The 17178-nt window shown below is 56.8% G+C and carries 8 protein-coding genes; 2 read left to right on the top strand and 6 right to left on the bottom strand.

What is annotated here, in order from left to right:
- Both JMJ04_RS14020 and JMJ04_RS14015 read right to left on the bottom strand, forming a co-directional pair.
- A complete protein-coding gene (locus tag JMJ04_RS14020; RefSeq protein ID WP_201371091.1) occupies positions 1–5241 on the bottom strand; it encodes a type I polyketide synthase in 5241 nt (1746 codons plus the stop codon).
- A gap of 745 nt (positions 5242–5986) precedes the next feature.
- Entirely contained in the window at positions 5987–9268 is a 3282-nt protein-coding gene (locus JMJ04_RS14015) for a S41 family peptidase (protein ID WP_201371090.1), read from the bottom strand.
- A 283-nt stretch (positions 9269–9551) separates the two neighbouring features.
- On the opposite strand from JMJ04_RS14015, the gene JMJ04_RS14010 reads away from it, so the two are divergent.
- Complete coding sequence (locus JMJ04_RS14010) at positions 9552–10106, top strand: hypothetical protein (protein WP_201371089.1); 555 nt, start codon at positions 9552–9554, stop codon at positions 10104–10106.
- 67 nt (positions 10107–10173) lie between these two features.
- On the opposite strand, the gene JMJ04_RS14005 is transcribed toward JMJ04_RS14010, so the two are convergent.
- Both JMJ04_RS14005 and JMJ04_RS14000 read right to left on the bottom strand, forming a co-directional pair.
- Positions 10174–11829 (bottom strand): M20/M25/M40 family metallo-hydrolase, encoded by a 1656-nt coding sequence (locus tag JMJ04_RS14005; RefSeq protein ID WP_201371088.1) that lies wholly within the window; start codon positions 11827–11829, stop codon positions 10174–10176.
- 579 nt (positions 11830–12408) lie between these two features.
- Positions 12409–13173: a 4'-phosphopantetheinyl transferase family protein gene (locus tag JMJ04_RS14000; RefSeq protein ID WP_201371087.1), complete on the bottom strand. Its 765-nt coding sequence runs from the start codon at positions 13171–13173 to the stop codon at positions 12409–12411.
- 278 nt (positions 13174–13451) lie between these two features.
- On the opposite strand from JMJ04_RS14000, the gene JMJ04_RS13995 reads away from it, so the two are divergent.
- A complete protein-coding gene (locus JMJ04_RS13995; RefSeq protein ID WP_201371086.1) occupies positions 13452–14096 on the top strand; it encodes an RNA polymerase sigma factor in 645 nt (214 codons plus the stop codon).
- 29 nt (positions 14097–14125) lie between these two features.
- Here JMJ04_RS13995 and JMJ04_RS13990 read toward each other — a convergent pair whose 3' ends face one another.
- Both JMJ04_RS13990 and abc-f read right to left on the bottom strand, forming a co-directional pair.
- Complete coding sequence (locus tag JMJ04_RS13990) at positions 14126–14902, bottom strand: enoyl-CoA hydratase-related protein (protein WP_201371085.1); 777 nt, start codon at positions 14900–14902, stop codon at positions 14126–14128.
- 222 nt (positions 14903–15124) lie between these two features.
- A complete protein-coding gene (gene abc-f, locus JMJ04_RS13985) occupies positions 15125–16759 on the bottom strand; it encodes a ribosomal protection-like ABC-F family protein (protein ID WP_201371084.1) in 1635 nt (544 codons plus the stop codon).
- Between the last annotated feature and the right edge of the window lie 419 nt (positions 16760–17178).

Below are 17178 nucleotides of genomic sequence, written 5' to 3'. Positions count from 1 at the left end.
TTACCTGGTCACAGCCTCAGCAACTGGTCGTTCAACCGCGCTGGCGATCTTGCCAGACGCGTGTAGTGTCCAGTCCTGACGAGGTTGATTGGGGAGACCGGCGGCATGACTATAGACATGGAACACGGCCTGCTCTGGCGCCGTGGCGGAGAGCACTACCTGAACCTTTTGCGCTCCCTGCTCTGGCACAATCAACAGCTTCTTGAGCTCGATCTCGGCCAGGGTATGTGGACCTGCGCCAAAGGCTTCAAGTGCGGCAGCCAGGGCCATCTCAATGTAGAGCGAGACCGGAGCCGCTATCGCCCCCTGGATGCGGTGTCCGCTCAGGAAAGACAGGCTGCGTGGATCCAGGACACTCTCCCACACATGCGTGCCAGCTGGATAAACCAGCTCAGTATGCGCATGGAGCAGGGGATGTCCCGCCAGAAACGCTTCTTGCGCAACAACTGGCTCAGATGCTGGTGCCTGCTGAGCCGGGCGACTGACGGGAAGCTCCAGCCAGAAACGCTCTCGCTCAAAGGGGTAAGTAGGCAGCGGAACGCGCTGGCGCGTATAGTCGCCTTCGAAACCGCTCCAATCGATGGCCGCGCCCTGCGTATAGAGCGCCGCAACACTCTGAGCCAACATGCGCCAATCATCTTGCCCCTTGCGCAACGAGGTCAGCCAGGTTGCCTCTGTCTCTGGAATGCAGCGTTTACCCATATTGCCAAGCACCGCATTCGGTCCCAGTTCCAGGAAGAGCGTATAGCCCTGAGCCGCCAGGGTCTGCATTCCAGCGTTAAACTGCACGGCACCGCGCACATGCCGTCGCCAGTAGCCAGCATCGAGCACCTCGCCAACTGGTAGGAGCTCGCCCGTCAGATTACTCACCAGCGGGATACGCAGCGGACTGGCATGGACCTCGCCAGCGACACGCTCAAAGGCGTCAAGCATTGGCTCCATCACTGGCGAGTGGAAGGCATGTGAGACTGTCATAGGATACGTCTTCAAGCCATCCTGCTCTAGGCGAGCAACAATGGCTGCAAGCTCCTCGCTCCGACCAGAGAGCACTGTATTGGAGGGGCCATTGATGGCCGCGATAGACACCTGCTCGCGATACGGCTCTAAATACGACTCAAGCCGTTCAGAGGCGGCAAAAACGACCACCATCTGACCACGTTCGGGCAGCTCCTGCATCAGGCGGCCACGCGTCGCAATTAGCTTCAGGCCATCTTCCAGGCTCAAGGCGCCTGCGACACAGGCGGCGACGTATTCACCCACACTATGGCCCATGACGACATCAGGTACGATGCCCCAGGAGCGCCACAGTTCGGCGAGCGCGTACTCCAGGGCGAAGAGCGCGGGCTGCGTAAATGCGGTCTCATCCAGCGGCGAGGCGGTCTCCTCGTCGGGATAGAGCACCGAGAGCAGCGGCCGCGAGAGATACTCTTCTAAGATCTGGTCACAGCGCTCCAGTGCTGCGCGGAAGGTAGGCTGCGTCTCATAGAGGGAACGCGCCATGCCCACATACTGTGATCCCTGGCCCGTAAAGAGGAAGGCAATCCGTAGACGGCTGCCCTGCGCTACGCGGCCAGTCGCACCATCCGTAATGGCTTGGCCCGCGGCAAAGGCTGAAAGCTGCGCGCTGAGTTGCTCACGAGAGGTAGCTACCAGGGCCAGGCGTTGGGCAAAATGCATACGCCCCGTCGCGGCAGTATAGCAGATATCCGCCAGCGAAGTAGCGGGCTCCTCTTTCAAGAAGGTAGCATAGTTTCCAGCCAGTTCTTTCAGGGCGCGCTCATTGCGCGCTGAGAGGGGCAGGATATGCGCGCCACGCTCAACGGCATTGGCCGCAGGCTCCTGAGCCGGAGCGCCCTCCAGCACCACATGCACATTGGTGCCACCAAAGCCAAAGGCGCTTACACCAGCCAGGCGTTGCTGCGCCTCCGGCCAGGGTGTACGCTGCGTCGGGATAGCAAACGTCGTGCCATTAAACGAGATATGCTCGTTCAGTTGCTGGAAGTGCAGATGCGGCGGGATCTCGCCATGATGCAGGCTCAGCACAGTCTTGATCAGGCCAGCGATGCCTGCCGCGGCCTCCAAATGTCCAATGTTGGTCTTGACCGATCCAATAATACACGGCTGGTCTCCGGTTCGCTGCTCCATCAACACATTTTTGAGCGAGTCGACCTCGATGGGGTCACCCAGGGGCGTACTCGATCCATGTGTTTCGATATAATTGATCTGTCCAGGCATGACGCCCGCGTTGCGCAGGGCCTGGCGAATGACGGCCTCCTGCGAGGGGCCATTTGGCGCGGTCAGGCCATTGCTGCGACCATCCTGGTTGACCGCTGAACCGCGAATCAAGGCCAGAATGTTATCGCCATCGCGCTGGGCCGCCGAGAGCGGCTTGAGCACAACGACGCCACAGCCCTCGCCACGGACATAGCCATCCGCCGCGTTATCAAAGGTGCGACAGCGCCCATGCTCGGACATCATATGCGCCTGCGAGAATGTAATGGTCAGCTCAGGCGTGAGAACCAGATTGACGCCCGCCGCCAGGGCCACCTCGGACTCGCCGGTACGCAGGCTCTGGCAGGCCAGGTGCACCGCCACCAGCGACGAAGAGCAGGCCGTATCGATGGCCATACTGGGTCCACGCAGGTCCAGCAGGTACGAGAGGCGGTTGGCCACAATACTATGCGCATTACCAGTACCTGTATAAGCATCCAGCAAAGTGGGATCGCTAAATTGCAGGCGCGCGTAATCGTTGCTGCTTACGCCCACAAAGACACCCGTCTGGGTGTTTGCCAGGCGCTCAACGGGAATACCGGCGTTTTCCAGGGCCTCCCAGGCCACCTCAAGCAGGATACGCTGCTGAGGGTCCATAGCGGTCGCCTCGCGCGGCGAGATACCGAAGAAATAAGGGTCAAACTTGTCGACCTCTTTGAGGAAGCCACCCCAGCGCGTATTCATCTTGCCAGGAACGGCGCGCTCCGCCATATAATACTCGTCGACGTTCCAGCGCGAGGCTGGTACCTCTGAGATCCCATCGACACCTTCGCGCAAGAGCTGCCAGAAGTCAGCAGGCCCTTCCGCACCGGGGAAGCGGCAGCCAAGACCCACAATCGCAATGGGTTCCTGTGCATACTCGCGTGTCTCGGCAGGCTGGACCTCTTCACGTGTCTGGGGCTTCTCATCTCCTGCCAGGTGCCGGGCCAAGGCCGCGATGTTGGGATAATCATAGGCCACGGTCGGCGAGAGCTCACGCCCTAACCAATCCTCCAGGTCCGCCGAGAGGGACACGGCATGCACGGAATCCATGCCATACTGCGCGAAGGGCGTCTGGGCATCGACCACCTCAGGGCGGAGGTTGAGCAGCGAGGCCACCTGAGTACGCAGCCAGGCCTCGATCTCCACAGCACGTTTTGTGGGAGCCGAGAGGGGCTCGGTCTCGCGCGTCTCAGTAACTTCAGGAGCAGTCTCGCTCACCTGGGAAGCCTCTGATGGCAGTTCCAGCGTCCAACGTGCCACGATGTCGAGTTCATTCGCGAGCAGGCTCTCGCGTGTAGTCCGGCGCTGCACCTTCCCACTAGAAGTCTTGGGCAGAGTACCAGTTTTGAGCAACACAATCTCATAGACCTGAAGATCATGGCCTTCGGCAATAGCCTGGCGCAGCGTAGTAAAGATCTCCGCGGGATCTTTTTTGAGATACTGGCGCTCGATCTCAGTTACGATCACCAGGCGCTCCTCACCCGCTACCTCCAATGAGAAGGCCGCGCTGCCATTGGTGCGCATGGCCAGGTGCGCGTGTTCAACGGTCTTCTCAATATCCTGGGGATAATGGTTGCTGCCACGAATAACGATCAGGTCCTTCAAGCGGCCAGTGATAAAGAGCTCATCCTCATGCATAAAGGCCAGGTCACCGGTACGCAGGAAGGGACCTTCGCCATTGGCGAGATGGGCCTGAAAAACCTGTGCCGTCTCCTCTGGACGCTGCCAGTAACCCTGAGCCACACTAGGACCAGAGATCCAGATCTCACCAACGCGTTCAGGCGGTAGCTCAGTGAAGGTTTCAGGATCCACGATCAGGAGACGCTGCATAGGCAGGCTATTGCCGATACTGACCAGGGTGCGGCTATGTTTCTCCTCAGACGCCACTTCCTGAGCCTGGTTTTGCTCCAGAGCCTCGCCCGAGAAGGAGCGCACCAGCGGGTAAACTCCCTTGCGTCCAGCCGAGGCCACCAGCGTCGCCTCAGCCAGGCCATAGCAGGGATAGAAATAATTGCGTCGGAAACCAGTGGAGGCAAAAGCCTCGGCGAAACGCTCCATAGACTCAGAGCGTACCGGTTCCGCGCCATTGGCGACGATCTCCCAGTGGCTGAGATCGAGCGTGGTCTTCTGCTCGTCAGAAATTTTGCTGACACAGAGGTCATAGGCGAAGTTAGGGGCACCACTGATCGTGGCCTTATACTGAGACACAGCCCGCAGCCAGCGAATGGGGCGCTGTAAGAAGGCGGCTGGCGACATGATTGTCGACGCATAGCCCGCGTAGAGCGGCTGCAAGATGCCGCCAATCAGACCAAGATCATGGTAGAGGGGCAACCAGGTGACGCCATGCGCATCATCGGGATGCTGACAATACTGCTCAACCAGCAAAGAGTTCTGGAGCAGATTATCATGTGTAACCATCACGCCTTTGGGCAGGCCAGTCGAGCCAGAGGTATACTGGAAGAAGGCCAGCGTCTCGCCATTCACCAAAGGCTTTGACCACTGTTGAGCCAGATCGGCTGACAGGGTGTCAGTCGAGATCACAGGAATATGCTGCAATTCTGGTGACTGATCTAACAGGCCCTGGACGCGGGCGGAGAGGGCGGTAGTGGTCAAAATGACAGCGGGTTGTACATTCTGGGCAATGGCCCGGAACTTGAAAAGGGTGCGGTCGGAGCGAGTGGCGGACGGAGGATAGACTGGAACAGCGATAATTCCACTATAGAGGCAACCAAAGAATGCGGCGATAAACTCCAGTCCAGAGGGATAGATCAATAAGGCACGCGCTCCACTCGCGGCATGGGATTGGAGGAGTGAACCAATTGTTCGGGCGTAAAGATCGAGGTCGGCGTGGGTAAAATGTCCCTTCTCGTTCTCCCCATCGGCAAGGAATGAGTAGACCCGCTGCTCGGGCTGATGCTCGACTCTCCATTGAAGCAAATCAACCCAGTTGGCAATATCCAGCGTTGAAATTGAAATACGTTTACTCAAGGTTTAATGCTTCCTGGCAAGAAGACAACTCCTGCCTTCTTGCGACTATACTAGGAATATAAGCAATAAGAACACGTTTCACGCTTCGTCTGAGTTAGGGGTACAAAGCTCTTGAGCGAAAGATCAGGAACAGGCAAGCCCCCTTTCTTGCTTGCGCCAGATAAGCCTGGCGACAGATCATGCCGTTTGCCTTCGGTGTATAGTGCATGCCTTTTACTACTTGTATAGCGTGTATGCAGCCAACTCAAGAAGGCAAAAATAGTTAAACGCTATATATATAGCCAAAAGTGGCGATACTAGTAACAATGCTATAATCCTATCACGATAGGTCAACGGTGCCAATACACAAGAAACAGGTATTATCCTATTCGAAAACCTGAGCGCGCTTGTCCCCGAATGGGGGAAGCGCTAGCCAAGGCAGTGACGCTGCGCCCCCGAATGGGGGCTGGTTTCCGCATAAGCTCTTAGCACTGTGATTCTTGAAGCGTAATAGTGCTTTGTTGTTCTTCAGTGTACCACATCCTACCACCAAAAAAGCGCTGTTTCGTTCCTCTATTTTGGGTATAAGAAAAACCTCTACCATCGCGTCGCGTTTTTATAGAGAGGAAAGGGGGGAGTCAGTATGGCACGACGCTACTAAAGTACGTGTCTACATATTCAGGTACGACCTTCTCCATACCTGAATATGTAGACACGTACTTTAGTAGCGTCGGTCAGGAGTGTTTGCGTCCTGCTATAAGCTCTATTAAAGCTGTAGAGAACGGCTTAAACGCGGACGCTCGTCAGGCTGAGGCTCGAGCGTCTCGAACTCGTCGATCACGCGCAGCGCTTCAGATACCGCGCGCTCAAGCTGCGGATCTTCCTGCCGGGCAAAGTCTTGAGGCGCGATATCCACCTCTATATCGGGATCGGTGCCATAGTTCTCGACATTCCAGCCCACATCCTTGAACCAGAAGGAGAACTCGGCCTGGGTCGTCACGGTATTGTCGACCAGGCGGTGACGAGGATGAATGCCAATCACGCCTCCCCAGGTACGTTTACCTAGCAAGGGGCCAAGCCCCATCAACTTAAAGCTATGGCTGAAGATGTCACCATCGGAGCCAGCATGCTCGTTTGTCAGGGCCACCATGGGACCACGAGGGGAGGTCTGGGGATAGGGATCTGGCTGTCCCCAGCGCTGGAAGTCATAGCCAATGCGACGGCGCGCCAGCTTCTCTAAGAGCAGGCCAGAGACGTTGCCGCCACCATTCCAGCGTACATCCACTAGCAAGCCGGGAGCGTCATACTCCGCCAGGAAGCTACGGTGGAACTCGGAGAAGCCATGTGTACCCATATCGGGAATATGGATATAGCCAACCTTGCCACCTGACAGTTCATGGACACGGCGACGGTTCTCCTCCACCCATTCGCGATAGCGCGCAGGATACTCGCTACGTAAGGTCTTCACGGTAACGGTACGGATCTCCTGCGTCTCCGCATCCTCTATGGTCAACTGCACCTCGTGCCGGGCCTGGTTCACGAGCAGTTCCTGCGGCGTGCGCTCGGAGCTCACGCGCTGACCATTGATCGCCAGGACGGCATCGCCAACTGCGACCTCCAGCCCCGGCAGGGTCAGTGGCGAGGTTTCATGGCTATTGGCGGTATCGCCCTTGACAATGCGCGTAATGAGATAGCGCTGCTTCTCCGCGTCATACGACCAGTCAACGCCCAGGAAACCCTGGTGATAGTGAGGCGCTTTGCGATACTCGCCCCCCATCTCATAGGAATGGGAGGTACCCAGCTCGCCTTGCAGCTCCCAGAAGAGATCCGAGAGCTCTGAGCGAGAACTGACACGCTCTACCAGGGGCGCGTACTGCGCATACACAGCCTGCCAGTCGATACCAGACATATCCTCGTTCCAGAACTGCTCACGCTGCAAACGCCAGGCCTCGGCGAACATCTGGCGCCACTCAGCGGCGGGCAGAACAGAGACCTTGATGCGGTTCAGGTCCAACCAGCCAGTCTCACGATTGGAGGCGCCGTTCTCCGTCTTAGGCTTCTCGCCTGCTTTTACCACACGCATGCGATGGTGCGAGCGGTAGATCAACGTTTTCGCGTCACGCGAGAGGTCGAATCCACCCACGCCCTCTAGAATTTTCTCTGTCTTGTAGTTCTCGAAGTCGTAACTCTCAATAATACCCTTGGGATGGGCATGGTCCGGCTCATCGGGAACGGTGTTCTCCATTGGCCAGGAAGAGAAGAGGGCCTTGCCTTTGATGCCACGAATGGCGGTATAGCGTCCCTCACCCACGGGGAAGGGTAGCACGCGCTCACGAATCCCTTCCAGGTCAATGGTAATTGGTTTCTTCTCCTCGCCCTCTTTGCCCTTCTCGCCATTGCTTTTCTCATTCAGCGTGCCATTCTCCTGCGCCTTGCCGTCAAGCGTCGAGCCATTCTCCTCGGTCTTGGCGTTCGCGGATGACTCTTTCTCACCTGGAGCCTTGGGCTCGGGAATGAAGGGTGAGCGCTGATCACGTTTAAGCACGATCGCGTAAGGCTTAGAGCCACGGGGGAAACTATACTCAAACTGGTGGCTATCGTGCTGGGGCGTAAAGTGACGAGCACCGATAAAGTAGAGGAACTTCCCCTCGGGATCAAAGGCAGGGGAGACATCCTCCAGAATGGGATCGGTCACCTGATGTGTGGCGCCACTCTCCAGCTCACAGAGCTTGATGGCGGTTTTCTGGCCCGAGATGGCGAAGCCGTACGCCAGCCACTTGCCATCCGGTGACCAGGAGATGCCCGCGATACGCGCATACTCACTGCGATCAAGCACACGCAAGCTACCAGTCTCCAGGTCGACCACGAGCAATTCCTGACGATGATTGGTGATCGCCACCACGTCATCGGTTGGGGAGACGGCCAGGTTCACCGCACGACCAAACTCAGCCTCAGCTAATACGCGTGGCTCGCTCGCATCTTCAGGATTGAAGATTATCAGGCGTTCCTCGCCCGTGGCGTCGCTGACCGCAACCAGGCGCTGACCATCATTCAGCCACTCCAGGAAGCGATAACGCACACCGTCTGGCTCACCATGCTGGAGGACCGATCCCTCCCAGTTTCCCATCGTAAAAGCCTTGCCGCGCGTCGTAAAGGCAGCGGCATAGCCCTGGGGATGCAGAGCATAGGTATCCAGGTAATGGCTGGCTGTAGCGAACTTGCGATTGCGCTGCGTACGCATACTCGGCATCTGCACACTCACTTGGCGTGTCTCCTCCGTCTGGGGATCAAACAGGTAGAGATCAGCTCCCGCGTGATAGACCAGGCGCTGGCCGTCGCTTGCCAGGCTGCGCGCATAGAAGTCATGATGCGTGGTGTGCCTTTGCAAATCCTCACCAGCAGGCGTGCAAGAGTAGATGTTACCAACACCCTCATGATCAGACAGGAAGTAGATGCGCTCACCAACCCAGCAGGGATCAGCAAGGTTGCCATCGAGGGCGAGCAGGCGTTTGAAGGTACCATTGCCCTCCACATCGCACCAGAGATGCCCAACCGTGCCGCCACGGTAGCGCTTCCAGTATGCAGGTTCACGGATATTGCGCCCCAGGACGACACCGCCTTGTGAGCCATAAGAAATAGCATTCGCCATACCATACGAGAGCGCGCGTGGCAGGCCACCCTCGGGCGAAATCGCGAAGATTGTCTGGAAGCGAGGCGTAAACTGCCCGGCGTTACTAGCATAGAGGATCTCGTGACCATCGGGCGACCAGCCAAGCACGCGGCAGGTGGCTCCCTGGAACGTCAGACGACGCGCAGGCTCGCCCGTCGCGGACATTACATAGACCTCGCTGGGACCCTCCTCGCGGCCCACAAAGGCAAGAAACTTGCCATCGGGGGAGAAACGTGGATGGCTGACTTCTCCGACACCGGCGGTCCAGCGTTCGGCCCGCCCACCTTCGTCACGCACAACCCATAAATCATCTTCAGTCACAAACACAATCTGGTCTTGAAAAATGTGGGGATAGCGAATATATCCTTGAACTGGCATACGGCCTCCTTCCAACTTATGCACACTTATCAATATGGGGCATGCCGCAGAAGCACCGGGAGAAAAGCTGCGGTCAAAGAGAATAGTGCGCAGGTAGAACCGTGCACATTGTATCACAGCCATATCCTCTGTTCCAACGTGTACCAGACTGCTCTCCAGATCTCCATCTCGGCTCGCAAGCTCGCCTCATTTGAACTTTCAAGGCCGATTCTCTATAATACAGGAGCCTGCATACCAGTACAAAAAACGCAACTCATCGTCATCTAGAAAGGACTCTTCCCTCATGCTTACACGACCTGAGTCTCGCAGCTATCTTATTGCCAGCCTTGGCGCGCTCATCGCCGCCTTCACATTTCTCTTCCTGCCCTTTGGTGCCATTAGCTATCAAATGGCGGGCAGTCAGCGGAGCATTACCATCACGGCTGGAGACTTTACCAGCAATGGCGCCTGGTTCACCCTCCCCCTGGGCGTGGTCTGGCTCAGCGTGCTCCTCCTGCTCGCCATCATTGGTATCGCGCTCTACACGCTGACACAGAATACCAAGTCCAATACATCTGAAGAGATCTATCATTCACGTTGGGCGGGCGAGATCATTACGACGCTTGGCATCGCCAGCCTGGTCCTCTATCTCTGGTCCTATTTCCTGGTCATACTCCGCATCCAGGGGGTCTACCCGGCGCAGATGCAGGCAACCGTTAGCCTGGGAATAGGCTCTCTGCTCACCATCTTCTTTATGCTCGTCACAATTGCTGGCGGAGTGCTCACCCTCACCAACAAACGAAAAGCTCGCAAACAAGGAATGGGGCAGCTCACCACGAAAAACAGCGCCCAGGCATAGATGGTTATACGGCCAGAGGTGCGGCAGCGCACCTCTGGCCGTATAACCATCTATGTGTAAATAGCATTTATGCTCTGCGCAGGCGTTGGGCCAGGACCTGAATGACTTCGTAGAGCATTTGGGGCAGGGCACCAAAGGAGTAGGACATCAAGACGGCCTCGTCGCGCTGGTGCGCACCACGCCCATGCACACCCCAGTTGAAGACAGGAAGCTGTAGCTGCTGCATCAAGCGCAGCGGCAGGCTATAGGCACCAGGGCGCGGCTCCTCCTCGTCCTCGAGCCAGATCGGCATATTGGCAGTTAAGGCCCTGATATCCATCTGCTCATCGAGCTGAAGGTAACTAATATCGGAGAGAAGCGGGAAGAACTCGCGCCGCGCCAGGTGCTGCTCAGGATGCGCATGCACCACCTCGTCGATGGCCTGGGATAAGAGGCCCGCACTCTCAGGGACATGAGGATAGTAAGGCGGCGCATAGTAGATGACGACCGCGGGACCACGTAGATTGCTCAGCGACCAGAGCCGCTGCACGAGATGCAGCGAGTGCTCGCGTTTATCCAGAGTTGGCGGCAACTGCTGCCAGGCCTCGTCAAGCGCCTGGCGCACGCGCGCCTCGCCCAGACGACGCACCGCCTCCGCATACAGCTCCGCATAACTCAAAATGGCGCCGTGCCGAGGCTCAATATGCTCGGACTGGCCTGTGGCCCTCCGCCAACGGCGCTCTGTCTCATCTACGCGCTGCAAGAGCCGTTCTAGCGCCGTCTGAGCGACCTGGCGCAGGCGTTGTAGTAATTCCTCAGGGCCACTGGTCAGCGTCAGGACATTGAGGTAGAAATAGGCTGCGAAGGGAAGTTGGACATCATAGTGCTGCTTGAGATCGGTGGCGTGGAGCGTTACCGGAGGAACCGTGTGCTGTCCCTTGCCCGTATCGCTTAACTCGTCATTCATACTTAGATCGCGGATCAATTCGGCCATCAGCAGATTGGCATCCAGGCCGGCGAAGGGCGCGCCAACATGCGACTCGCGCCCGATACAGAGGAAGCTTGGCAGGAGCTTGCCAACCGTGCCGCCATAGACATAGCGATGCGGGTCACCGGGATAGAGCGCAGAGGCGTAATCGGTATTGAGCACACCTAGATAGTGCAATTGCTGCTCCTCGCGCCAGCGCACCAGGAAACGCACCGCCTGCAAAACGCCCGCAGACTCATTCTCTTCGTCGGGAGTCGCTAGCATCAGGACCGAAAATGGGAGCGGACTCTCGTGACTATTTGCGACCAGGTGGCGCATCAAGGCAATATTGACGGCGACACCACTCTTCATATCGCCAACACCTCGCCCAAAGAGCCAGTCGCTCCGCTCACCCTCCAGGGTAACATCAGGAGGGAGCAGCTCATCTATATGTCGCGCCAGTTCCGCAGGTTGCAAGGCCAACGGCTCCAGGTCGCCATAATCGGCGGTATCCACAGTGTCAAAATGGCCCAGCAAGATCAGCGTCTCCGACCCCTGCCCACGCAAGAAAGCATAGACATTCTTGCGCCCATAAGGGTCATCCTGGATCAGATCAAAGCCACTCGCCGTATAGAGCGACTCCAGGCCATCTTTATGCAACAAGGCCAGGATCTCACTGGCAACAACGTTCTCCTCTTCGCTAGGGCTGACACCACGAATCGCCACCAGCCGCTCGGTATACGCCTTCACGTCTGCGAACCAATCAAGCCGCTGCATGCCTTACCTCCAATTGGGAGCATTCCCAGATGCTTTTAGAGAAGATAATAACATAACATCCAGAGAATTTGCGATGCCATCACGGGAAAACATGCGTACTACATCGCAACAAGAGACGCATTTCGAGTTCCACCTATAGAGAGCGTCGAGTAAGAGAACGGAAGAAAACAGCGCAGCACGCATCAGTTCTCCGGTATAACTAGAGTGCAAATGATGCATCGTCCCCCCGGTTTCGTAGCGCGTCCGTGTAATGAATCATTCAAGTACTGACAACTGCTCATGTCCTTGTCCGTTTTCAGTATCTTCCTATCCGAACACCCTGAGCGCGAAGCGCTAGACACGCGAGTGACGTTGGGTTTCGGAATAAGATCTCGGGGGCGCGTGGTCTCGTCAGCAAGTGGCGGCCTGGCGAGCCGACACGCCCCTTACAACACGAACGCCAGCAGAAAGGATACCCATTATGTCGCACTATGATGATTAACCAGATCAGCATAGACCACCCACCCTCATCCTCTTACCAATCAAACAAAGCGAATGGCGGACGACTCTCTCTCGTCCGCCATTCGCTTTGCCCACCTTTTAAAAGAGAGCGTCGTGCCAATCCCAGCAGCGTACAACGCAGGGGCTGGGGCCAGGGCAAACAGCCAGGGCTCCTGCATACTCCTGGCCTGGATCGAGCGCGAAGAGGCTCCAGTCGGCTGGCGTACGCTTATCATCCGTGCATGCGAGGAGGGCCGCTGGCTCACCAGGCTTGAGCGAGACGGTGAAGGAGTCCAGGGGCAACGAGAGGCCCAGACCACGCGCCTTGATATACGCCTCCTTGCGCGTCCAGCAGTTATAAAAAGCCTGAACGCGCTGCTCGGCAGGCAGAGCCAGCAGCGCGGCACACTCTTCAGGAGCGAAAAAGTGCCGGGCCAGGCTCTCCAGGTCGCTCTGCGCACGCATGTGCTCCACGTCAACACCTAGAGGCTGAAGCGAGCTAAACGCCAGGAGGATCATGGCGCCTGAGTGAGTAACGTTAAAAGCCAGCCGCATGCCCGGTAGCTCTGGCTTGCCATAGGCATTATAGCGGAAGTTCAGGCTCACTGGTTTCAGTTCTGCCCCATCCTCACCTGCGGCATACCAGGCAAGCAGCAGACGCAAGATACCCCGAGACGTCACAGAGCATTGCCGATCATGTTCAAAGTGGAAGCGCCGGGCACGTTCGCGCTCCTCTTCGTTGAGCACCTGCCAGAGATCAGCGTAGCGCGCAGGCACCAGGGGCAGGTGTACACGCCAGATATGTACCTCATGCTGGGTGATAGGTGGCAGAGAAACTGGCCGTTTCCAAACAAGAGCATTCATATTCATACTGTCTTCTCATGAAAAACGATACATCTTCAAATACACGTCTTCAAAGAAAGTGGAAAATGTCCTCTATTTGTCCCCTGTATGCCTCGTATCCACGGTGTTCAATGCGTTCTCTCCATTCTATCATTTACATGGGAAAACAAAACGCACATTGGCCACGCTCCTGAGGGTCAGAGAATAACGGCTCACCAGGCATTCCTGCCCATCAAAGATCCACATAAGCACACCGCGCGGTTCTTACCATAGAGGAGCATCGATATAAGGAGAAGAGCATGTGTACATTAGGTAACTCCGAGACGTCCGTGGGCATAGGTCTAGACACGATTGAACGCATCCTGGAAGACTACGATAGCTACATCCTGACCCTGGCGCGCCAGGCAGTGATTCGCTCGGCCACGCGAGCCGAGGTCCTGGATATGGAGATCGACGAGATCGCACAGATGACACGTGTCAAGCTATGGCAAACGCTCCAGAAGACCAGGGTGGATAATCTCAAGGCGTACATCAGACGCATCGCCCACAACGAGGCCATCAATCGCATCCGCCAGCAACATAAGGAGGTCATCCCCCTGCCCGTTGATGAGCAGAATGAAGTCAGCCAGGACTACACACCCCTGAGCCAGAGCGAGAGTATACTGGACCCGGTCACGATCTTTGAACAGAAAGAGGCCATCGCAGAATGCACACGCAGGCTTATCGCCCTGGTCATTCAGCTACCACACCGCCAGCAACAGGCAATGATCTGCTCGCTCAAAGAACGTCACGACGATCCGGCGTCGCTCGCACGCAGCTTTAAGCTGGCTGGAAAAGATATCGTCAGCTACAACTGGCCCGGTGACAAGGTCGATGAGAACAGGCTGCGCGCCTCGCTCTCCTTCACGCGTAGGCGCCTGCGCCGCTACTTCGTGGTCGCGTGATCACTCATGCAACGCGACCATGTTTGAGGCTACGACCGCTCCTCAAACTGGGGTTTGCGCTTCTCCAGGAAGGCGCGCATGCCCTCCTGCGCGTCAGGAATTTGCGAGGCGGCCGCCATGACCTCCATAGCATACGAGTAGGCCAGCGGTTGCGGCATCTCCATCTGGGCGTAGAATGCCTGTTTCCCAAGCGCCTTTGAGAAGAAGCTTCCCCGCGTCGCCGCTCTCAGCAGGTGCAGCGATTCCTCTTCTAACTGTTCAGGCTGCACCACGCGATTGACCAGGCCCCAATCGGCGGCGGTCTGCGCATCAATGGAATCGCCGGTCAGCAGCATCTCCAGAGCACGCTTGCGCCCGACGTTGCGGCTGAGCGCGACCATAGGTGTCGTGCAGAACCAGCCCCCCCTACCACCCGGCGTGGCGAACGCGGCCTCCGTCGAGGCCACCGCCAGGTCACAACTCGCCACCAGTTGGCAGCCAGCCGCGGTCGCGATGGCATGCACACGCGCCAGCACAGGCTGAGGAATCTCTTGAAGCGTATTCATCATCGTCGTACAGGTCCGCAATAGTTTGCGCATAAACTCCAGGTCGCCATCGGCCATATCGGCAAAGTCATGACCAGCGCTAAAGGCGGGGCCGTTCGCGGCCAGGATGACACCACGTGCCGAGCTTTCCCCTACTTCCCGCAGGGCCGTGGTCAGCTCCTGCATACATTTGAGGGAGAGGGCATTGCGCCGCTTTGGATTGTTGAGGGTAATGGTCGCGAACTGTTCTTCGTACGCGACCTCAATGAGTTCATAGCTCATTTTAGCGCCTCCTCGTGTTGATAGTATTCCTCAGCACCTACGGTGCTTCGCAGGAGTTTGATGTGTGGTGTGATGCGGCAGGATGCCTCTGGCATCCTGCCGCATCACACCACACATCAAATTCCAAGGTATTTCTTTGTGTGAAAGAAAGGGACACCACCTGTTTCCCATATTATGCCATATGGGAAACAGGTGGTGTTGTACCTTATCTCAGCTATATGACTAGCCGGCACGCTTTTCGGCATAGTATGAGTAGTTGCCGGGATAGACCCGCACCTGCCCATCCAGGCCGATCTCCAGAATCTTAGTGGCGATATTATCGAGGAAGTAGCGGTCGTGCGAGACCATCAGGACTGTGCCTTCAAAATCGAGCAGCGCCTCCTCTAGGACCTCGGTCGAGGCAATATCCAGGTTATTGGTTGGCTCATCAAGGAGTAGGAAGTTGGACTCTTGTAACATCAGGCGCGCGATCTGCAAGCGACTCTTCTGCCCCCCGCTCAGGTTACCAATAGGCGTTCGCACCTCCTCCACCGAGAGAAGGAAGCGGCTCAAGAAGGCGATGGCCTGGCCCTCGGTGAGCTTTTTCAGGCGGCGCACGAAGTCCAGGGGCGTGCTCTCAAAGGGTAGTGTCTCCTGCTCCTGTGAGTAGTAGCCGGTGACGACGCTGGCGCCGATTTTCACCGTTCCCGTTGTCGCTGGAAGCAGGTCCATCATCGTCTTGAGCAATGTTGTCTTGCCCGCGCCATTGTGGCCCACGATGCCGATGCGCTCGCCATAGAGAACGGTAAAGTCAAAAGGCTTGACGAGCAGGCGCCCACCAATCTCCTTGCTAAGCTGCTTGACCTCCAGCACGCGTTTGCCACTCCGCTCGCCATTGAGATCGACCTTGATCCGGTCGCGCTCAAAGATAGGTTTATCGACCGCCTCTTGCTTCAGCTTCTCGACGCGTTTGGCCATATACTCGGCCCGGCCAGCGAACTTGGGATTCATCTTCGCCCACTCTTTGAGTCGGTGCATGCTGTGCTTGAGGCGGCGAATCTCCTTCTGCTCCACGGTATACTGCTCTTGCAAGCGCTGGAGCTGCCGCTCACGCTCGGCGACATAAGCACTATAGTTACCTGCAAAGACCGAGATCTCGCCATCCTCTAGCTCATAGATCTTGTTCACCGAGCGATCAAGCAGATGACGATCATGTGAGATGATCAGCACAGTACCGGGGTAGTCACGAATATACTGCTCCAGCCAGGCCTTGGCGTGCAGATCGAGATGATTATCTGGCTCGTCGAGCAAGAGCAGATCCGGCATCTGCAAGAGAATACGCGCCAGATTGATAAGCTTTTTCTCGCCCCCACTGAAGGATTTCACCGGCAGTTTATGCTCGGAGAGAGGAAAGCCCAGGCCACAGAGAACTCCTTCGACGCGATGCTCAATGGTATAGCCGCCCAACGCATCGTAGCGCTCCTGCGTGACGCTATAGTCAGCGAGAATGCGCTCCATCTGCTCAGGATCTTCCATGATCTCCACGCTGGACATCTGTGCCTCCAGGCGCTTCATCTTCGTGGATAAAGTCTGTAACTCAGGGCTACTGGTCGCGACTACGTCAAAGACGCTCTGCTCTAGCTGAGCCTCGTCGATCTCCTGCTGGAGATAACCGATGGTCAAATTGCGCTTGCGAGAGATCGTGCCGGACGTTGGATCTTCACGGCCACAGAGCAGTTTAAAGAGGGTTGACTTGCCACTGCCATTCTCACCGACGAGGCCGATACGCTCTCTCTCTACAATTTCAAGATCGATATCGCGAAAGATGGGATTGCCACCATAGTCTTTGCGCACCCGGGAAAAATTGACTAGCAACATAGGTAGGTGTCTCCTTCTGAACAGAAAAACAGGGCAGAAAAAATGCCGTGATGGGTAAAAACAGAGGGTAACCTGGCAGGCAGAAAACTACCTATGCAGAGAAGGGAGCGCACACAGTGAGCTTATGAAGAGAAAAACAAGGGGGAGGAAAAGCAGCACACAGAGGAATATCTAGGCTATGCTTAGCCGTTGCACAATAGCAACGGGCATACCCTTTTATCCGCGCTACGATTCCGCCGCATAAGCAGAAGCGCCAGGCTTATGCGGCAATATCATGCGATTGATATTTACCTGGAGGAGATGAGACCTGGGTGTAATCCACCAGGTCCGACATTGGATAGCTCATACATATATCGTAACATACACGCCAGTGCATGGTCAAGCTATTATTCCTTCGCGCCTGCGGCACTCACATGTTG

It is taken from the genome of Ktedonobacter robiniae (assembly GCF_016587375.1).
Lineage (GTDB): Bacteria > Chloroflexota > Ktedonobacteria > Ktedonobacterales > Ktedonobacteraceae > Ktedonobacter > Ktedonobacter robiniae.
Note: the sequence above shows the minus strand (reverse complement) of the source record. Positions and strands in the feature narration are given on the sequence as shown.